Annotated in this window: 13 protein-coding genes; 3 read left to right on the top strand and 10 right to left on the bottom strand. The window is 36.0% G+C overall.

Annotated features, from left to right (window positions below):
* Positions 1-359 precede the first annotated feature (359 nt).
* The 10 genes from CC92_RS0101980 to CC92_RS0101930 form a co-directional block, all read right to left on the bottom strand.
* Positions 360-1,817, bottom strand: coding sequence for a CAP domain-containing protein (locus CC92_RS0101980; RefSeq protein WP_029502094.1), 1,458 nt, complete (start codon positions 1,815-1,817; stop codon positions 360-362).
* A gap of 449 nt (positions 1,818-2,266) precedes the next feature.
* Positions 2,267-2,581: a helix-turn-helix domain-containing protein gene (locus CC92_RS0101970; RefSeq protein ID WP_029502095.1), complete on the bottom strand. Its 315-nt coding sequence runs from the start codon at positions 2,579-2,581 to the stop codon at positions 2,267-2,269.
* A 12-nt stretch (positions 2,582-2,593) separates the two neighbouring features.
* On the bottom strand, positions 2,594-3,175 hold the full coding sequence (locus CC92_RS0101965; protein ID WP_051650636.1) for a GNAT family N-acetyltransferase: 582 nt from the start codon (positions 3,173-3,175) through the stop codon (positions 2,594-2,596).
* A 579-nt stretch (positions 3,176-3,754) separates the two neighbouring features.
* Positions 3,755-5,521, bottom strand: a complete 1,767-nt coding sequence (locus CC92_RS0101960) for an ABC transporter ATP-binding protein (RefSeq protein WP_029502097.1) — start codon at positions 5,519-5,521, stop codon at positions 3,755-3,757.
* A 93-nt stretch (positions 5,522-5,614) separates the two neighbouring features.
* Positions 5,615-7,468, bottom strand: a complete 1,854-nt coding sequence (locus tag CC92_RS0101955) for an ABC transporter ATP-binding protein (RefSeq protein WP_029502098.1) — start codon at positions 7,466-7,468, stop codon at positions 5,615-5,617.
* A gap of 451 nt (positions 7,469-7,919) precedes the next feature.
* Positions 7,920-9,488 (bottom strand): ABC transporter ATP-binding protein, encoded by a 1,569-nt coding sequence (locus CC92_RS0101950; RefSeq protein ID WP_029502099.1) that lies wholly within the window; start codon positions 9,486-9,488, stop codon positions 7,920-7,922.
* Entirely contained in the window at positions 9,481-10,281 is an 801-nt protein-coding gene (locus tag CC92_RS0101945; protein ID WP_029502100.1) for an ABC transporter permease, read from the bottom strand. Before CC92_RS0101945 ends, CC92_RS0101950 begins: the two co-directional genes overlap by 8 nt.
* A 21-nt stretch (positions 10,282-10,302) precedes the next feature.
* On the bottom strand, positions 10,303-11,244 hold the full coding sequence (locus CC92_RS0101940; protein WP_029502101.1) for an ABC transporter permease: 942 nt from the start codon (positions 11,242-11,244) through the stop codon (positions 10,303-10,305).
* Between the two features lie 140 nt (positions 11,245-11,384).
* Complete coding sequence (locus tag CC92_RS0101935; RefSeq protein WP_029502102.1) at positions 11,385-12,953, bottom strand: ABC transporter substrate-binding protein; 1,569 nt, start codon at positions 12,951-12,953, stop codon at positions 11,385-11,387.
* A 401-nt stretch (positions 12,954-13,354) separates the two neighbouring features.
* The gene (locus tag CC92_RS0101930; protein WP_029502103.1) at positions 13,355-15,850 is read right to left on the bottom strand and encodes a GH36-type glycosyl hydrolase domain-containing protein; all 2,496 of its coding nucleotides are present in this window, start codon (positions 15,848-15,850) and stop codon (positions 13,355-13,357) included.
* An 842-nt stretch (positions 15,851-16,692) separates the two neighbouring features.
* Between CC92_RS0101930 and CC92_RS0101925 the strand changes: the two genes are divergently transcribed.
* From CC92_RS0101925 to CC92_RS0101915, 3 genes are all read left to right on the top strand, one after another.
* A complete protein-coding gene (locus CC92_RS0101925; protein WP_031420089.1) occupies positions 16,693-18,036 on the top strand; it encodes a uracil-xanthine permease family protein in 1,344 nt (447 codons plus the stop codon).
* A 484-nt stretch (positions 18,037-18,520) separates the two neighbouring features.
* Complete coding sequence (locus tag CC92_RS0101920) at positions 18,521-20,188, top strand: hypothetical protein (RefSeq protein WP_029502105.1); 1,668 nt, start codon at positions 18,521-18,523, stop codon at positions 20,186-20,188.
* A 270-nt stretch (positions 20,189-20,458) separates the two neighbouring features.
* A complete protein-coding gene (locus CC92_RS0101915) occupies positions 20,459-21,190 on the top strand; it encodes a hypothetical protein (RefSeq protein WP_029502106.1) in 732 nt (243 codons plus the stop codon).
* The last annotated feature ends 136 nt before the right edge of the window (positions 21,191-21,326 follow it).

Below are 21,326 nucleotides of genomic sequence, written 5' to 3'. Positions count from 1 at the left end.
TTGCTCTGCTATAGCTTCTTTCGAACACCTTCGTTGCCGCATATAAATTGAGGTATGCTACTGGCTGTTCCAATTCCACCACTGGCACCGGTAACAATAGCTATTTGCTTCTTCATACAATCCCCCCACAATAACAATTACATCTAGTTTACCATTTATTATTCTTCCTGTTAAGTTAAAGTTCGATTAGAGTACATTACAGCAAATGGGGCTTGGGTAATATAATTAGGTCAAGCTTATAGGTCATCATCTAACCTATGTAAAATTGGAGTGCCATACTTAGTATGACACTCCAACATGCATCACTATTCTAAAACTTACTCGAATAGTTCTTATTTCATTTATTAGCTTAACACTCACTATTTAGAGTAAAAATTCTGTGTTGCATAATTCCCATACGAACCACCTAATGCATATCCTACTCCAAGATACGTAAAACTCTTGTTTAACATATTGGATCTATGACCACTGGAATTCATCCAACCATTGGAGGAAAACAGCGCATTACCATACCCGCCGATAATATTCTCTCCATTGCTTCGATAGCTAATTCCTTGTGCTTTCATTCGATCCCCAGGGGTAGAACCATTACGTCCTGTATGACTAAAGTAATTATTTTTTGCCATATCTTCACTGTGAAGTCTTGCTGAAGTTGCGGCAGCATCTGACCAACTTAAGGCACTTAAACCATTACGTACGCGGAAAGAGTTTGTTAAGTCGAGAATTTCTTTCTCCCAAGCTTTTAACACAGTATTTGTGGTACTCCCTTTAGAAACATTACCATCAAACACAGAAATTCCATCGATGGTACCGTCTCCTATACTATCCATAAAGAAGGTTATTTTGTTTCCACTATCTGAAACAGAAATCGTACGGTTTAGCGACGCGCTCTTTCCAAAAACAGAATTGATGGAAGAAACCTTAGATGAGGTGGTAAGCCCTTGGTAAGAAAAGTCAGTAGCATCTGTATACCATCCAACGACCTTACCATCAGCAATCGCAATCATCATAAACTTCTTATAATTATCATTATAAACCATAAAATCATAATTATATTCCGTCGCATCTGTTCGATTTGGTGTACCATAAGCACTTATAACTTCACTTTTACTATCTCCAATAGATATCGTCTCCCCACGAACTGAAATACTATCAGCTTTACTTACATTCGTAGGCGGAGTTACGGTAGGTACCTTAGTTGGTACTGGAACATTTGTTGGTTTTGGCGTAACAACTGGTACTTTGGTTGGTGTAATCGTTGGTAGCTTAGTAGGTTGTGGCGTTTTGGTCGGCACCGGTGCTTGGGTTGGTACTATGTCTGGAACCTTGGTTGGCTTGATTGTCGCCTCAGGGGTTACAGGTATATCGGTAGGTGCTGTAGGTATATCGCTATCTCCTTGGTTTGTGGAATCATTTCCTATGGATGGAGATTGATTTCCAATGTTACCTTCGGAGGAATCTTCTGTCTGGGAATTATCTGTTTGTGAATTTATAGAGTTGTCTGATTGTGAATTTTTATATGATGTAACTTCGTCGGGCAAATTTCCGTTATTACCTTCTCGTTGACTTTGTACCGAAGGTATGTCCTGATTTTCACCCGGAAGATTTTGTGTTAATCTATCGTTATCGGATTCATTTGTGTTCTGATTTTCTTGTTCCTCGGTGACTTGTTGATTCGTTTCATCAAAATTGTTTATTATCTCTGCATCCTTTGATTGTTGGGCATCCGAAATTTCCTTACTGGTCTTTTTCGCATTGCCGCATGCTGTCAAGAATATCAATGCTAACACAGAAATAAGAAGCAGCTTTTTACTCATGTTAACCTCCATGTGTTACAAATTGCCTGCTATTTTTTGCAAACTTTCTGTAACGTATCTGTTCTCATCTTCATAGATCGCCTTCATTCTATCCTAATTTGTCGACAATAAGGATACGATTAGTATATCGGAAAAAATCTACAATTTCAAGGAATTCCAGTGTTTACCTAAGTTAAATCCCTCGTTTCACCATGTAAAAAGGTAAGAATATCTGCTCTTTTTGCTGTTTTTTTTGGACTCAGTCCAAAGGCTGGAAAAAATAATCTTCTTGATACACTTCTCAACTTCTATGTACACACTCCTCATTACATTTGCATCTCTGATGCTAAACTCTCTTTTGAAATCATCTATCATTTGATACACCTTTCCACTCAATGTGTGTTTTGAACACGAAACATATTTTAAGTAGCTACTTTTATCCAGCAAAAAGAACGCACTATGGATTTATATTAAGTATATAAAGCAATTGCAAAATTGTTCTGCTCTACATTCATTTTCAACCGGAATATCATAGATAGAGCAGAGTTTTGCCTTAAGTTTATAACGATTTTCGATAAAATCATCAACCAACGAATGATTCTTAATTTCAATACTTTTTTCACATTATGATCATCAAAAAACTCTTCTAAATCTTCCTCGGAGAAGACCCATTGTCCCTGTATCTTCTCCCCTTTTAATCTTCCATCTTTTTGATAGGTTCTGATTGTTCTTTCAGAAAGCATCGTCATCTGACTTATTTCCTTTCTTGAGTATGAACTTCTCATAATTTACCTCCTTTACTCCTCCACAATTCTGCAAAAAATCTCCCTTCGGTGAGTTTCCTCTCCAAACACTAGATCATAGATATGATTCAGTGCCTCGCTCATTGTCTTTTCACTTGGCAAACCTTGAATCTTTAAATACAACAAAATCATATCCACTCCAAAAAGCTTTATATTAATTTTAGTTTTTGTCAGTCCATTACGCAAGTAGAAAGCAATCCTACGTTCACAAATCTGCTTTTCTTTTTCTGTTTTCGAATCAACACCACTCTCAACCTCAAACAGAATTCCTTGGTAATCTTTTAATTCTTTTTGCAGCAACTTTAAGAATCTACTTCCATATCGTTTCGAGCGATAATTTTTACAAACAGCAAGATAATCATGCAATAAATAATCTATTGTCTCAGGTTTTGCAAAAAATGCATAAGCAACAAATTCCTCATTGTCATACAATCCATAGCAACAATATATTTCTTGCTTTTTTAAGGTAAGTATCATCGGTAATGGTTTTAGCTCTTCCGGTGGAAAATCTATCTTTACATGTTCTTCATAAATCTTACAAATTTCTTTTTCATCTAATATTTTAAGCTGTATCATAACATCACTCCTTTACTTCCATACCATCTTTTCTTTCTTATCATCTTCTCTTTGTTACCATCTTTTTTTGTTACCATCTTTTTTATTATCAGCTTTTTTATTATTAGCTTTTTTATTATCAGCTTTTTTATTATCAGCTTTTTCCTATCATATTTTTTATTATCAGCCTTTTTGTTATCAGCTTATTTTCTTATCATTATTTTCTTATCATTATTTTCTTATCATTATTTTCTTATCATTATTTTCTTATCATTATTTTCTTATCATTATTTTCTGTTTCCACTAGCTATACTATTATCGCATTTTGAGTCTCTTTCTATACCTTAGTAACTTTTAAAACATATGGAGCTAGAACAAAGTGACTTCGCCACTCAGGCTTATCAAGTCTTATACTTAGAGGCGAAGGTACTTTTTCGCGCCGAACCCATAGGGTGAGTGCGCATCCCTCGGAGAGTTTTTAATAGATAGGAAATTGCGTTGCAATTTCCTATCTATTAAAAAAGAGACACCTTTAGTAAATCTCTAAAGATGTCTCTCACTACGTCAAACAAGAAAAACTATAACCTGTTTACTCTTTTCTCAATGCTCTCCTGCTAATTGCAATTCATATAATTTTTTATAAATACCGTTATTTTCTAGCAATTCTTGATGAGTTCCCATTTCTCTGAGTTCTCCCTTATGCATTACAATAATCTTATCGGCATGCTGGATTGTAGATAAGCGGTGTGCAACCATAATGGTAGTTCTTCCCTGCATTAGTTTTTCCAATGCTTCTTGAATTAATTGCTCTGTTTCTGTATCAATATTAGCAGTTGCCTCATCCATAACTAAAATGGAAGGATTATAAGCTAGCGTTCTTGCAAAGGACAGTAGCTGTCGCTGACCTGCAGAGAATGTAGCTCCGCGTTCTGTAACCGCCTCATAATAGGTATTACTTAAATTTTCAATAAAGTGATCAGCATTCACGTATCTAGCTGCTTGAATTGCTTCATCTTCCGTTATGTTATCGCTCTTTAATCGAATGTTACTCATAACATCTCCAGTAAAGATAAACACATCCTGCTGCACCTGTCCGATTGCCTTACGCAAATCTTCTTTCTTTAATTCCTTAATATCTATGCCATCCACAAGAATACGTCCTTTTTGAATATCATAATATCTTCCGATTAAGTTTAAGATAGACGATTTTCCCGCTCCGGTCGCACCAACAAAGGCAACACTTTGTCCAGGTTCAATTACAAAGCTAACATCCTTAAGAATCCAATTCTCACCTTCGTAGGCAAACCAAACATGATCAAATTCAATACGCCCTTTGATTTCCTCCACCAATGTTGGATGTTCTGGATTCTTTACCGTAATTGGCTCATCTAATAAGGTGAATATCTTTTCTGCGGAAGCCATGGCAGATTGTAATGTACCAAACTGCTCTGCAAGTTCCTGAATTGGCTCAAAAAAAGAGGAGATATACTGAATAAATGTATATAGTGTACCTACAGTAACAGCACCCTTTATCACACTATCACCACCAACCGCCACAATAATTACTAAAGCGATGATGGATAAGATATACATCAATGGACGAAAGATTGCAAATACCATCATTTCACGGTAATTGGCACGAAATAATCCTTTGCTCTTTTGTTTAAATTCTGCATTTTTTTCTTTTTCCCTCGCAAATATCTGTATTAGCTTCATCCCAGATAAATGCTCCGATAAATAGGTATTGATTGCGGTTATTCTAGTTCTTGTAATGCGGTAAGTTAATCTAGAGGTTCTTTTAAAAATCCAGGTCAAAGCAACAATAAACGGTAACAAACTAAAACCAAACAAGGCGATTCGAACATTCATCGAAAGCATTACAATTGCTAACCCGATGATTTTTACAATATTTTTTAATAGCTTCACTAGGATATTGGCATACATTTCATGTAATGCCTCTACGTCATTGGTCACTCTCGTAACAATCTTACCCACTGGTGTGATATCAAAAAATCGTAACGATAATTTATGAATGTGTTCAAAGAGTTCCTGACGAATATTATAGATAATATTTTGCCCAGTTAGCTGTAATATCCATGTTTGCAAAAAGTTAAATACAAAACTTAATAGCAACGCAACACCGTATATAATTGCTGTAAACTTAATATCATCCATGGTTCCATCCATTGTAAATAAATCAACCGCTCGGCCAATCAAAGCAGGGCGTAATAACTCAAGCCCTGTTAATGCCAGTACCAAGATAAATGCCAGAACCATCATCGGAAGATATGGAATTGCATACTTCATTAAACGGAGGAACACACTTCCATGAATTGATTTTTCGTATTCTATTTCTTTTCGGCTCATCTTCTACCTCATTTCTGCGTTGTACTATTAAGTTTGTGGTTGCAACGCAATCACAACATGCAGAGTGAACGATTTATTGATCACTCTACCCACTTATTCTTTCTCTAATTGTTTTTCCAACTGCTGCTTTTCATAAAGTTGTGCATAAATACCCTGTTCTTTCATCAGCTGCTCATGACTACCATATTCAGCAACCTTTCCTTCCTCAAGCACTAAAATGTTGTCTGCATTTTGAATGGTTGAAATACGGTGCGCAATAATAATCGTTGTCTTATTCTTGCGATTTTCTTTTAAATTGCGTAGAATTTGCTCTTCTGTATTGGTATCAACCGCGGAAAGTGCATCGTCTAAGATTAGTATTGGTGCATCCTTCATTAAAGCTCTTGCAATGGAACTACGTTGCTTTTGTCCACCAGAAACAGTTACTCCCCGTTCCCCAACCATCGTAGAATACTGTCTTGGAAAGTCCATGATATTCTCATGAATACATGCTGCCTTCGCAGCTTCCTGCACCATATCTAAATCTTGATAGATGCTATCTGCTTTGCTCTCTGTCTTCATGAAGTCACTTTCCAAGTGAGCTTCCAGTCGTTCCTTTCTTGAAGGGAATAGCTTCATCTTCTCTTCCTCTTCTATATCACGCAGTTTACGTACACCAAACGCAATATTGGTTTGAATCGTATCGGAAAATAAAAAATTATCCTGAGGAACATAAGCAATCTGCTCTCTTAATACAGAAAGCGGAATCTTACGGATACTATTTTTATCAAATGTTATCATCCCATCTTCAACGTCATATAAGCGAAGTAATAGATTCGCTATTGTGGTCTTTCCACTACCGGTACGACCAAGGATTGCAAGGGTATTCCCCTGAGGAATCTTTACTGAGATATCTTGTAAAACAGGAGAACTACCTTCCTTATAGGCAAATGTGAGATTGTTTAAAGCAATTTCACCATAAAGTTCCGTAATTTCGTTGTCACACTCAGGTCCATCAATAATTTCCGGTTGTTCCATAAAAATTTTACGTATACGTTTCATCGAGGCAAGCCCCTGAGAAAGCATGTTAATACTATCTCCAGCCGCTATCATTGGCCATACAAGCATTCCAATATAAGAATTAAATGCAACAAATTTACCAGGAGTAATTGCACCATCAAGTACAAGCTTACCACCATAAAGAATTGTAATAACACTAGAAATACCAATCAGTAAATCAAGTAGTGGTAACACAGTTGCCTGAAGTTTCACGACCGAAAGATTAGCTTTCTTATTATTTAAGTTTGTCCCAGCAAAGGATTCTATTTCTTTTTCTTCTTGAACAAAGGCCTTTACTACCCTAACACCAGAGATACTTTCCTGTACCTCATCTGTCATCTTAGAGAAAGCTTCCTGCTTCTTCGTAAACCTTTTTTCCACCTTACTACCAAAATAGATACCACCAATCATAATAAAAATCATCGGGATACAAGCAAGCAAAGTGAGACGAAGGTCAACATAAAATACCATCTTTACTACTACCATGACCGTCATAATAATCGCATCAAATGTAGTAACCACCGCAGGTCCGAGTGCCATACGGATTGCAGAAAGGTCACTCGTAAAGTGAGCCATAAAATCCCCGGTCTTATTTTCGTTAAAATAACGAGTAGAAAGTGTAGTAAGGTGCTCAAACATATCATTTCTTAAAGCGTACTCTATTTTTCTTGCTCCACCAAAGATAAAAATTCGCCATAAAAAACGCCCGAGGGCCATTAAGCCTCCGACCGCCAGAATCAAGCCTATCATATGTAGAACACCTTGGAAATCCATTGTTTTATATTTCAGTCCATCGGTGATTCTACCAGTATACTCTGGAATAAGTAAACCCAACAGGTCTACTACAAATAAAGTTATAATACCAAGGAGATAACTCCATTTATATCTCTTGATGTACTTTCCTATCATATCAACCTCTATTCTGACGCTTTAGCGCCCTCTTATCACAAAAGCAACTTTGTCGATTGGTTCAATAACAGCCAGGAAGATTTGCTTTCACCATTTTTCTTCCCATGCCCAAATACAAAGTGTATTTCCATCATACACCAGACTATAAATAGATTCAAACCTTTTTTTAAATTACTTTACCGATTAGAATGTTTGTGCTAAACTCAGTTTCTATAATAGAGTAAGAACAAACGACCGAAAAGATCATATTCTAGTCAAAGCTGATATCCGCAAACCGCTTACGCTACTTGTATAACAAATAGATTATATGTAATTATGAAAGGGATAACCATGAAAGAATTATATAAAGCGGATAAACTGGGTTTCTATCTATGAGTTCATACCCTCTCATTAGAAGATTCCATTGTCATCCGCTTTACATACATCTATATATTTTCAACACCTTAACTTTTTATTTCGGTACAGAAGAAAGTAACTGCTTCGTATAATCATGCGTTGGATTCTGAAATACGTCTTCGGTTCTTCCTCTTTCTACGATCTCTCCCTGGTACATCACACATACTCGGTCACACATGGAATGAATCACACCCATATCATGAGAGATAAATAAATAGGTTAGTTTAAATTCTTGTTTCAGGTTTTTAAGCAACTCCAAAACTTGAGCTTGCACAGTAACATCAAGAGCAGATACTGGCTCATCTAGTACGACAAATTTAGGATGTAATATCATCGCTCTTGCAATTGCAATACGCTGACGTTGCCCTCCACTTAAATCTCTTGGAAATCGATTTTTAAACTCAGTCGGAAGATTTACTTTCTGTAAGATTTCCTCCACCCGTTGCTCTCTTTCTTGTTTCGATAATCCTTTTTGTAACTTTAGAGGCTCTTCTAATAACCACCCAATCCGTTTGCTAGGATTTAAGCTTCCATACGGATCTTGAAATACCATCTGAGGTTTTTGCTCCTTCCGTAATATCTCTCCTTCTATATCACTGATAAGCCCTGTAATTGCTTTTGCTAACGTAGATTTCCCACAGCCGCTTTCTCCTACGATTCCAACACTTTCTCCTTGCATTACCTCAAGAGAAATTCCTTTCACCACTTCTTTGCGCTGCTTCTTTTGAAATATTCTTTTTCCACTCTCTGTATAATAAACCTTAAGATCTTTTATTTCTAGAATCGCATCAGAGACTGATGAAGTGATAGAAGCTCTTCCTAAAGAAGAATCATGCACGATTTCTGCTGCGGCAAGTAGTTTTTTTGTATAGTCTTCCTTCGGATTTTGGAATATGTCCCTGCTCTCTCCAGATTCTACTATTTGACCATCATATAATACAATAAGTCTGTCACACAAATTTCTTACTACCGTTAAATCATGAGAAATAAATAATATCGTCGTTCCATGCTTTTGATTCAATTCCTTTAGTAAAGCTAAAATCTTAGCTTGGATGGTAACATCGAGGGCGGTAGTAGGTTCATCCGCAATTAGTAATCTTGGTTTACATATCATCGCCAACGCAATCATAATACGCTGTCTCATACCACCAGATAACTGATGAGGGTATTTTGAATAAATTAGCTCTGGATTTTTTAGTCCTACTTCTCTCATCATCTCGTAGACAGCGGTTTTTCGTTCCTCACTCGTCTTCTTTGAATGAAGAAGTAGCATTTCTTCTACTTGTACCCCAACGGTTAATACTGGATTTAGTGAAGTCATAGGTTCTTGAAATACCATCGATATCTCATCCCCTCGAATCTTAACCATCTCACTCTCTGACAATTTGGTCAAATCCATACCATCAAACCAAATACAGCCATTCGTAATTTCCCCACCTTCCGCTAATAAACGAAGGACCGAGAGAGCCGTTACACTTTTACCAGATCCGGACTCACCAACAACTCCAAGAATTTCTCCCTGTTTCACGGAGAAGGATATTTTATGAACAACTTCCTTTTTCTTTCTTTCACCAAAACTAATACTGAGATCTTGTATCGATAAGAGGTCTGGTTTTTTATTCATGCCAAGCACCTCCCTCATTTAATAAACTAAAGCCAAGTACCGTAATCACTATCATTAAACCTGGTGCTAATGCCATCCAAGGCGCTCCAAATAAATAGGTCTGAGATTCTGAAAGCATTCGCCCGAGACTTGCATCCGGAGGTTGAACACCTAAGCTTAAATAACTCATTCCCGCTTCCGCAAGAACAGCATTATTAAAACCAATCGTAATAGCAGAACGTAATATAGCTTTCGTATTCGGAAAGATATGTAGAAATATAATCCGAATGTGGCTTGCTCCAAGTAGGCTTGCGCTCTTAACATAGTCCATCTCTTTTTGTATAATAAATTCGCTCCTTATGACACGTGCAAAACTAGGAATGAATAGAATACCTAGCGCTAATATGACATTATATTTTCCAGTTCCAAGTATACTAACAAAAACGAGAGCCAGTAAAATACTAGGAAAAGAAGCCACCGCATCATTGATTCGCATCAATATCTCATCAACGATACCTCCAAAATATCCAGTAACCGCACCTAGGATACTTCCGATGGTAGCACCAATGATTACTGTTGCAATACCAACAAAAAATGTGGTAAACGCACCTTCCATTACCCTACTAAGGATATCTCTCCCCATATAATCTGTTCCAAAAAGATGGGAAAGACTAGGTGCTTGATTTTTTGCCAGAACATTCATTTCATTGGGGTCATAAGGTGTATAAAAGATACCTACGATAACAAGGAGCAAAGCAAACGATACTAGGGATATTCCAACTATAAAATTTAATCGATTCTTTTGTTTTCCCATTTCCTTTGCTCCTTTTTATCGTCATGAAATTCTGACACGAGGGTCAACCTTTTGATAAGTCATATCTACAATAAAATTAATAATAATGACAATACCTGCTATATATAATACTGCTGCACTTACTACGGAGAAATCGCGATTTGCTATTGCAGTCACTAACATACGTCCCATTCCAGGTAGATTAAATACCTGCTCAACTACAATACTACCCGCCAATGCATCTGCAATTAGCATTCCGAAAAAAGTTATAACAGGGATTAAGGCATTTTTAAGAACGTGCTTCGTCATGATCTGTTTCTTTTTCAGTCCCTTACTCCTAGCTGTACGTACATAATCAAAAGATAGTTCTCTAAGTAATGATGTCTTTAAAAACTTAGTCAACATCGCAACCTTTGGTATACTTACTGCGAATGCTGGAAAGACCATATAGCTTAAAAATCCACCAAAGTCCTGTGAAATTGGTATAAATTTTCCTGGAATAAACCATTTTAGTACAATCCCAAAGATCAATGTGATAATAATTCCTAGAAAAAAAGGTGGGACCGCCATGAAGGTTTGACTTAAAAATGTTAGGAATCGATCCAAAAATCCATTTTCTTTCCGTGCACATAATAAGCCTAATGGCAAAGATATCACTACCATAAAAAGAACAGAAAGTGCAGCTAGCCAAGCTGTAACTGGTAAACGCTCTGATATTAAGGATCCCACACTCACATTATATTGAGTAGAAGTACCGAAATCTCCAGTAATTGCATTTTTTAAAAATCTTCCATATCGCACAAACATTGGGTCATTTAAACCCATTGATTCTCGAAGTTCAAATAGCTGTTCCTCCGTTGCATCCATACCAAGCTTTGCAACCGCACTATCTCCGGGAATTACTTGGAAGGCGAAAAACGTGATAAATGATACGAATAACAAGGTAATAATGAGAGTTATCAACTTTTTTATATAAAATTTCATAGCGCCATCTCCTTTCCAAGTAAATCTCGTTCTGATTCTAAATTCTAAACATCGAAACAAAGGCAGATCCTTTGTTATCCTCATATGCTCTTTGCATTTAAAGAGGAGGTCTTACTTGATTCGGTTAAATTCTTTTACTCTTACTTATAATATACGGTAGACATATCCTGTACATAAACAGGGTAGAATTGATAACCTGCCAATTTCTTGTTAACTGCTACTAAATTTGCTGGGTCTTGAATATAAACAGAAGCTACATCCTCCGTTAGTATTCTTTGCAATTGATGATAAAGTTCAACTTTTTCCTCATCATTAACTGAAGCTGCTGCTTCTTGATATAGGTCATCAAACTGTTCATTGGAATAATTTAAAAAATTATTTCGTGCAGTGGATACATAACGTTTCACAATATCACTAGGAGAAAGGTTGGAGTCAAGACCTACAATCGTTGCTTCATAGTTCCTTCCTTGATATACGTCAGAAATCCAACTTGCCCATTCTACTAACTTGATTTCCGCAGTGATCCCAACCTTCTTTAGTTGTTCCACTATCACCTGTGCCGTATCCACATGTGCTTGATAGTTGGATGGTACCGTTATTGTAAAATGAAATCCGTTCGGATAACCTGCTTCATTAAGAAGTTGCTTTGCTTTTTCTGTATCATAAGTGTAGTAACTTGCTAAGGTTTCATCGTAGTATTTACCGAATCCAGGAAACATATTACTTCCGATAATCGTACCGCTGCCACCTGCAACTATGTCAAGTATCATCTGACGATCAATCGCATAGCAGAGTGCTTGGCGGACTTTTAGATTATCAAACGGTGCTGCTTTGTGATTTAGAAACAGCCCTTGTACCAGATTCATATTACCAATCTCAATGTTGTACAAATCCTTTAACTGATTCGATTGTTCGTAGGTTAATTGCTGAAATATATCGATGGTTCCAGCTCTTAACTCCATAAATGCAGCATCAGTATTTGCAGAAATCTTAAATGTTACTTCATCAAGATAAGGAACTCCTGCGACATAATAATCAGGATTCTTTTCCATCACGATGCTTACCATCGGCGAATAGGATACAAAACGAAATGGACCTGTCCCAACTGGCTTAGTCGCCTGCTCTGTGTAATCTTTTGGTATAATACTAATGGTAAAATAGGAAAGAAGCTCAATATTCGGTTGATTTAACTTCACTTCTACCCCTTGTTTTCCATCCTCCGTGGTAATCGCCTCGATTGATTCCACACATGAAAATACCGACTCTACTCTCACTTCTGGATCGGAAGTTTCAAGCAGGCCGGTAGCACGTTTTAATGAATATATGACATCATCTACCGTTACAAGCGCACCATTGTGGAATTTGACACCTTCACGTAAAGGAAACGTATAGGTCATTCCATCCTCCGAAATCTTATAGTCGCTTGCTACAGCAGGAACTAATTTTCCATCTTTATCAGGCTTTACTAAGCCTTCGAAAATATTAAACAAAACTTCCTTAGTTCCTGCCGCAACTGCTTTGTGTGGGTCAAGACTATCCAAATCGTTTGTTATACCTACAATAACAGAGCCACCATTTTTTGAAGCCTCGCCGTTTTCTGCTTCTTTTTGTTCATTTCCCTCGTTTTCTGTACTGCCACTGCATGCGCAGAGTGCAATCATACAACTTAGGAGAAGACCTAAAAAGAATAACCGCTTTCTTCTTTTCATAATATCCTCCATTCTTAAAGTTTGTACCTAAATACTGAACAAACTTTCTAGTTGAAAATATTTTTTCAACCTTAGATTTTAAAATGATATTCTCTCATTATTATGATGCAATGCCAAATTCGTTATACAACAAGAAAAAGCTCTCATAGAGATTTTTTCACTGTCATAGAGGAAGACAATGCCTTTGTATAAAAAACGCTATATTAAATCATAGCGTTTTTATCATATACTTAAAATTTAATTTTGGCAATAAAAATTTTAATAAATTGAAGATTTATACAGTAAACTATCTATTTATTTAGCGAAAGAGAGTGCCCTTTCGGACACTCTCTTTCGGATAGGAGAATCATACAATGAACTACTTGCAATGCAAATACTTCATGCGACTAGTAAGCATTTTATTATCCTAAGGTGACTACTACTTTATGTTCTAATCCGTCACCAAATAACGGAATGATATTACCCTCCACCTTTTTACCATCAACAACTAGTTTCTTAACTCCTTTTGATACATGGTCTGGGTTTACTATTGTAATATCGAATCTATCTCCACGGAATTCACGCATTACTTGATATTCTTTCCAATCAGTTGGAATTGCAGGATCAATCATTAAACCGTCATATTCCGGCTTAATTCCTAGGATGTATTGTGATATTGCAACAAAATTCCAAGATGCAGTTCCAGTTAACCAAGAATTTTTTGCTTCCCCGAAACGTCTGGCATCCTTTCCTGCTACCATCTGCGCATAGACATATGGCTCTAACCGATGAATCTCTGAGTACTCTTCTGTATAGGCTGGCGCAATTCTTGTATAATAATCAAATGCCTTATCACCACGCCCTACAACAGCTTCCGCACACATGATCCATGCATTATTATGACAGAAGATTCCTGCATTTTCTTTATATCCTGCTGGATAGGTAGATATTTCACCATACTCCACATAATAACGTGTAAATGCTGGATTATTCAGTACCAATCCATATTTTGTACCTAAACGCTCTTCTACAGAATCTAAAGCTTTTAGTGCTTTTCCATCGTCTAGACCACATTTACCCATCACACAAAAGCCTTGTGACTCGATAAAAATCTTTCCTTCTTCACATTCATCACTACCAATTTTTCTTCCAAAATCATCGTATGCACGTACAAACCAAGCTCCATCATAGCCATGCTTCATTATTACGTCACGCATGTTCTCAACTTCCTTCATAGCACGGGTAGATTCTTCGTTATTTCCTACCTTCTCCATGAGGATTGCATACTCTTCCCCAATATAAGTAAACATTCCAGCTATCATAACCGATTCCGCAACTTTACCGTCCTTGCTTGTTGCCGTCTGGAAAGATTCTCCTGGTTCCATAGAAAAACAGTTTAAATTCAGACAATCATTCCAGTCTGCCCGGCCAATCAATGGTAATCCGTGCGGTCCAAGATTCTCAATCACATGATTAAAAGCTCTCTTTAAATGATCCGACAATGGTTTCGCAAGTTCTAACTTGTTATCGTAAGGAGTATTCACCTCTAAGATATCATAATCCCCCGTCTCCTTAATATAAGCAGTAACCGCTAAGATAAGCCACAATGGATCATCATTAAAGTTTCCACCAATTTCATCATTTCCTTTTTTTGTTAATGGCTGATACTGGTGATATGCTCCACCATCTGGTAACTGCGTGGAAGCAAGGTCAATAATTCTCTCTCTTGCACGATCTGGAATCTGATGAACAAACCCAAGTAAGTCCTGATTAGAATCTCGAAAACCCATCCCTCTTCCAATACCGGATTCAAAGTAAGAAGCACTTCTTGATAAATTAAAGGTAACCATACACTGATATTGATTCCATATATTCACCATTCGGTTTAATTTATCATCGTGAGACTTTACACTATATTTCGATAGGAGTTTCTCCCAAGAATCTTTCAGTTCAAGGAACGCCTTGTCAACAGCCTCAGTGGTAGCATATTTTGCTATCATCTCTTCTGCTTTCTTCTTATTAATAACATTCGTACCATTTGGAGCCAAAGAAGATAGTAATAACCCCTCCGTATCTACCTTACCAACCTGATACTCCCATTTTTCTTCTAATTTATTTTCAACATAACCAAGAATAAATACTAATTCCTTGCTCTCATTCGGCTGTAAGGAGATTTCAACACAATGAGAGGCTATTGGAGACCAGCCATCTGCAATAGAATTATTTGATTTTCCGCTTGCAACTACCTGTGGATTATCAAATCCATGATAAGTACCAAGAAAGCTCTCACGATCAGAATCAAATCCGCTAATTGGAGCATTCACAGAGAAAAAGGCATAATGATCCCGTCTTTCCTTATATTCCGTCTTATGATAGATAACGGAACCTTTCACTTCTACTTCCCCTGTTGAGAAATTCCGTTGAAAATTAGCGGAATCATCTTGTGCATTCCATAGACACCACTCAAGAAACGAAAACATTTTCACATTCTTTACTTCATTGCTTGTGTTGGTAATTGATACTTTATGTACTTCACCATTATAGTTTAATGGTACAAAGAAGGTCACCTTTGTTTCGATTCCATTTCTTCTTCCTGTTATTTTCGTATAGCCCATACCATGACGGCATTCATAAAATTCTAGCTCTTTTTTTGCAGGTGAAAAACCTGGAGACCAAAAATCACCATTATCATATAGGTAGTAATAACGACCACCGCCAAGGTCTAATGGTACATTATTATAACGGAATCTGGTGATTCTACGAAGTTTTGCATCTTTATAGAAGCTGTAACCTCCAGCTGTATTCGATATCAAGGAAAAGAACTCTTGCGACCCTAAATAGTTAATCCAAGGATACGGCGTTTCAGGAGTTGTGATAACGTATTCTTTGTTTAAATCATCAAAAAATCCAAATTTCATGCGAATTCTCCTTTATTGTTCTTAGTAAAAATGTTTTTGTAAGTTCATGAAAGTTGTTTACGAAACATTTTAGTTAGTGTGATTGCCCTTATCTCATTATATAACAAGATTACACAAGAGTAAATTGAATTAATCCACAAAAACAAAGGTGTTTCCTTGTGAAAACTACACTAATATTTACGAAATTTTCGCCTGTAATCATTTCAATCCTTATTTTAACCTACGAAACTATTTCGTTCACAAAAGAAATCTATTAAATTTTCGAAGACCGCAGTTGAATTTATGAAAAATTCAAACCTTTGTTTCACACATGTTACATATAAATAGTCTACTTCCTTAAAGAAAGCAAAACTCTTAATCCTTTATTTTGAGTATATTGTGGAATGTATAAAACAATTGTATATGACCAACCTATCCTCTCTACAGTATCCTATCACCCACTAAAGAGGAAACAAGCCGGCCTAGTCGTGTTAAAATAATATTATTTTCTGAACTTATTGAATTTCGTTTATAATTATCGTTCTTTTTTATCAATTTTCTATAATTTTTCATCTTTAAAAATTCTCATTTTTTCAGTTGACAAAGAATATCAGATAAGCTACTATAGTCTACGGTACATACACCGGCAACATTTTCTGATGATTAAAGTTTAGGAGTTACTTATGCAAAGCGTGTTTTTTTGTAAAAACAGAATACCGAATCTTAGTTTAGGGAAGTCGATTTGTCGGCATTTTTAAAGTCTTTCATTTTCTTTTAAATGATAGGCTTATTTTTATGTCCCAAACACCCTTAACAGGGCGTTTTTAATAATTCAATTCAAATTACTTATGGAGGAAAAAGAAATGACAAAAGAACAAAACACCATTGGTACCGTTGGAATCTATGATGCAAAATCACTTGGTATCCCAAAGATGATACTTCTCGGATTACAGCATGCCTTTGCTATGTTTGGTGCTACTGTGCTCGTACCATTATTAACTGGACTTAGTGTATCTACTACTCTTCTAATGGCAGGTCTAGGAACTTTATTATTCCACATCTTAACAAAAGGAAAGGTTCCTGCATTCTTAGGTTCTTCCTTTGCATTCATCGGTGGCTATACTGCGGTTGCTCCTATTATCGTAACTGAAGTAAATGGTCAGATAATAGAAACACCAAATGCAGAACTTTTACCATATGCTTGTGGTGGTGTTTTAGTTGCTGGTCTTGTATATGTTCTCTTAGCAGCTTTAATTAAAGTATTTGGCGTAAATAAAATCATGCGTTTCTTCCCACCAGTAGTTACTGGTCCAATTATTATATCCATTGGTTTAATTCTAGCACCAACTGCAATTACCAATTGTCAAAAAAACTGGCTCTTAGCGATCGTTGCTTTAGCTGTTATAATAATCTGCAATATCTTTGGTAAAGGAATGGTTAAAATCATTCCAATTATGTTAGGAATTATTGTATCTTATATCGTAGCACTTATCATGGGTGAAGTAGACTTTACTACAGTTACTTCTGCTGATTGGATTGGTAACCCAGTCCCTGTCAGTGGATTTGCTAAATTTAGCGTTAGTTCCATCATCTCAATCGTACCAATCGCATTAGCTACAATGATGGAGCATATTGGTGATATCTCTGCCATTAGTGCTACTACCGGAAAGAATTACATGGCGGACCCTGGACTTCACCGTACCCTACTTGGAGATGGCCTTGCAACCAGTCTTTCCGCAATGTTTGGTGGACCTGCTAATACAACCTATGGTGAAAACACTGGTGTTCTAGCACTTACTAAAGTTTACGATCCTAAGGTAATGCAAATAGCTGCATGTTTCGCAATTTTCTTATCTTTCTTCCCTAAGTTTTCTGCTATTATTAATACGCTACCAGTAGCGATTATTGGTGGAGTTTCCTTAATATTATACGGAATGATTTCTTCCGTTGGTATTCGTAACGTTGTTGAGAACCGTGTAGATTTTACCAAGAGTCGTAACCTTATTATCGCTGCCATTATTCTAGGATGTGCACTTGGTTTTAATGGAATCGGTGGTTTAACTTTCACCATCGCATCTCATACAATTGAATTATCTGGACTTGCAGTTGCTGCAATTGCTGGTATCGTTTTAAATGCTATTCTTCCAGGTAATGATTATGTATTTGATACAGAAGATAAACATGATGAATTAACATTTAAATTATAAGATTAGTGTTAAATCGTACGTTCCACACGAAATAAAAGACGCATGGTATCTCACTGATACTTATAAGAAGTTAAAATTTTTCTTTTATCAATGAATTATAAGAAGTTAAATCTTTCTTTTTATCAATGAATTATTAGAAGTTAAATCTTTCTTTTTATTATTCATTGATAAAATATTAATTTAGAGAGAGGATAAACCATAACCAACAATCAAATTACTATTGTCGGTTTATGGTTTATCCTCTTCTTCTTTTCATTCTAGAATCTATGCCATATTTCCTATTTATCTATGTTATATAAATTCTTTAATTAACTTTTAATCCAGTTTCATTGACATTCATTTAACTATCCTCTATAATTTCATTAGCCTTTCAAATATTCCCATTATTTTTTTGGAAGAAACGATTTACACCAGTAGACAAGATTTTCACAATGAAACTAGTCTACTATTTTTCAGCGTATCATATGGTAAAAGGAGAGAAATTATGTCAGATTTAGACGAGAGTAAGGTTACAAACGAAATACCACGCAATACCGTAGAGCAACCAGAGTTTGAGACTGTTACTAATGAAACACCAAATTCCGCAGTGCCACCTACATTTGAATCTTCAAGTTACAGCACTCCAACTCCTCCGAAGAAAAACAAAAAAATAGGAGGCATCATTGCCTTAGTTGCAGGGATTGCTGCATGTGTTGTAATCGCTGTATTTGCAGTACCTAAGATAATAGAAGCTGTATCAAGAAGTAGTTCTTCCCCGAAAGAACGTTTCGAATCCGCTATTGAAAACTTTTTATTAGAGGGAGCAACCTCCTATGAAGAAGGATTATCTAATAAAGTTTCAACCGATCTTAATAATAGTACCATCTCTGTAGATTTTAATGTTACTTTAAATGAAATGGTAACTTCGATGCTTCAACAAACAGATCCTGAACTATTAGCCGACTTAAAGCTTGATAATATTGGAGGCTCCCTCGTTATTAAGAATAAAGAAGATAAGCATAATGTAGATATGACACTTTCTGCAAACGATACGAAACTTCTCTCTTTAGAAACCTATTTTGAGAAGGCTGCAGATACCTTGTTACTTCGTATCCCAGAATTATCTACTGATTATTTATCTACTCCTCTTGACTTATCAGTACTTGAGGACGAAGCATCTCTTCCACAATTCAACTTTGGAAACTATCAGTTTCCAGATGCTAAGGAGATCAAAAGCTTATATATCGACTCCGCAGAAATACTTACTAAGGATATCAAGGATGTAACAGTAACAAAAGATGTGGATATTGTTGCTTCTGATGTGACTGCCACTTATGATAAATTAACTGCAAAAGTTTCCGAACAGGATGCAAAAAATATTATCATAAATTTAATTAAGAGAGTTTATGAGATAGAAAGTTATAAAGACATTTTAGATGCAGCCATTTACAATACAAATATGGAAAATTCAACAACCTATACTTATGATGAATTCTTATCTATATTAGAAGATATGGAAGTTACAAATACTACTGCCGCAGACTTTTCCATATTTGTAGATAAGAAAAATGAGCTTAAAGGTTGCGAGATTTCCATGTCAGTAGATGGATCTAATATGGTATTTTCATTTTTAACTGTACAGGGTAATAAAAATGGTGTAGAATTTTTTGCAGCAATTGATGATATGAAACTTATATCCATTACCTCAAACTATACAACATCTTCAAGCGGTAATACAGGATTTATTAAACTATTTGTCAGTGAATTGGAATCTACCTCTTTATTAACTGACGGTGACTTATCTTTTACTATTGATTTTGAGAATGTTAAGCTTGCAGATAAAAAGAATGGTTATTACACTGGTTCTTTCTACATTACCTCTCCACAGCTTAGTGGTGCATCCATCGATTTAATCTTTGGTATAACCGGTGATAGACAAGAAGTTACCTTTAATGTTTCAGCTGCTAGCATGTCCTTCTTCTCATTAACTGCATCCTATCAGATAACAGAAGGTGCTGAAATCGTTACTCCTAGTGCTGATGCAACAATCTATGATACAGAGACTCAAATAGAAGATTATATGTCTAATGCAGCAATGGGTCTTCTTGGATTGATTGGCACCGTTGGTGATGCACTTGGTATCGATTTAATGTCTTTGATGTATGGTATGTAATGCTTAACCATAAGAAAGTAATTTTTAATCATAAACAACTATAATTGTAGGTTCTGTATATTTGGATATATACTAAAAAAGCTTGCTAGCTTATCCTACAATCATAATATAAAGCAAAAATAGTGCACAGAAATGTGTGCTATTTTTGCTTTACATTATTCACAGTAATTTATAACATATTTAATAAATTGTTTCTTTCTTTTCTAAACCTTGTATGCTAAACTGAATTTAGAATTTTTCGTACTAGTTTTGATAGAAAGAAGGTAAATTATGACTCCTAAAGAAACTCGTTTGGATGACAGCGCAGAAATCTACAAGAAGCGTGAGAAAATGACAGAACGTCAAAAGTTAAGTGACATGAATACTTCTGAAAAGTGGGAGTACTTCAAGCAATATTACCTGAAAAAATTAATTTCCATCTTAGTAATCGCCGGATTTGTTGGATATCTTTTATATGAAGTCCTTTCACCAAAACCAGATACTGTACTAAATGTGGCAATGGTTAACTATCCATTGAATGAGGAAACATTAACCCAACTCGAGAATGATATCAAAGAGTTACTTAACGTAAATCCGGAAACTCAAAATATCGTAATCGATACAGGCTATGATTTAAAGAATCACGATTACGCCTCCGCCGAGAAGTTAACAACTTATGCTTTTGCAGGGGAACTTGATCTCTTTATCGCTCCAGAGTCACAGTTTATAAAATATGCATTTTCCAATTCACTAACACCATTAACAGACGCCTTGCCAACAGATGTATACAGTGCATTATCCGATCGATTGTTTAGTTGTAGAACTCGTCTAAACGATGAGGAAGTCCCAGCCGAAGCACAAGGTCCAGAAGGTGTATATGGAATCTATGCCGAGGATCTTCCAATGTTTGAAGCATACAAAGGTTATATGCAGGATCCACCAGTCATTGGTATATTCGTAACATCAAAAAATACAGAAAATGCTGTATCTACAATTCGTCATCTGTTTGGACTTGATAAATAGGACAAGCATTCTATGGAGTTATAAAGATTGAAATTATAGAATGAAAAGGGTGTACAGCCAACTTCACTAAGAAGTAATATTCCTAGTAGAAATTGGTTGTACACCCTTATTTATAAATAGAATCCATTTAGTGATT

Source organism: Lachnoclostridium phytofermentans (genome assembly GCF_000733755.1).
In the GTDB taxonomy this organism is placed as follows: Bacteria; Bacillota; Clostridia; order Lachnospirales; family Lachnospiraceae; genus Lachnoclostridium; species Lachnoclostridium phytofermentans_A.
This window is presented reverse-complemented; position numbering and strand designations above follow the sequence as displayed.

Bases quoted from the DNA above. Each gene is read 5' to 3' on its own strand.
- CC92_RS0101980 (WP_029502094.1), bottom strand. From the start codon at position 1,817: ATGAGTAAAAAGCTGCTTCTTATTTCTGTGTTAGCATTGATATTCTTG.
- CC92_RS0101970 (WP_029502095.1), bottom strand. From the start codon at position 2,581: ATGAGAAGTTCATACTCAAGAAAGGAAATAAGTCAGATGACGATGCTT.
- CC92_RS0101965 (WP_051650636.1), bottom strand. From the start codon at position 3,175: ATGATACAGCTTAAAATATTAGATGAAAAAGAAATTTGTAAGATTTAT.
- CC92_RS0101960 (WP_029502097.1), bottom strand. From the start codon at position 5,521: ATGAGCCGAAAAGAAATAGAATACGAAAAATCAATTCATGGAAGTGTG.
- CC92_RS0101955 (WP_029502098.1), bottom strand. From the start codon at position 7,468: ATGATAGGAAAGTACATCAAGAGATATAAATGGAGTTATCTCCTTGGT.
- CC92_RS0101950 (WP_029502099.1), bottom strand. From the start codon at position 9,488: ATGAATAAAAAACCAGACCTCTTATCGATACAAGATCTCAGTATTAGT.
- CC92_RS0101945 (WP_029502100.1), bottom strand. From the start codon at position 10,281: ATGGGAAAACAAAAGAATCGATTAAATTTTATAGTTGGAATATCCCTA.
- CC92_RS0101940 (WP_029502101.1), bottom strand. From the start codon at position 11,244: ATGAAATTTTATATAAAAAAGTTGATAACTCTCATTATTACCTTGTTA.
- CC92_RS0101935 (WP_029502102.1), bottom strand. From the start codon at position 12,953: ATGAAAAGAAGAAAGCGGTTATTCTTTTTAGGTCTTCTCCTAAGTTGT.
- CC92_RS0101930 (WP_029502103.1), bottom strand. From the start codon at position 15,850: ATGAAATTTGGATTTTTTGATGATTTAAACAAAGAATACGTTATCACA.
- CC92_RS0101925 (WP_031420089.1), top strand. From the start codon at position 16,693: ATGACAAAAGAACAAAACACCATTGGTACCGTTGGAATCTATGATGCA.
- CC92_RS0101920 (WP_029502105.1), top strand. From the start codon at position 18,521: ATGTCAGATTTAGACGAGAGTAAGGTTACAAACGAAATACCACGCAAT.
- CC92_RS0101915 (WP_029502106.1), top strand. From the start codon at position 20,459: ATGACTCCTAAAGAAACTCGTTTGGATGACAGCGCAGAAATCTACAAG.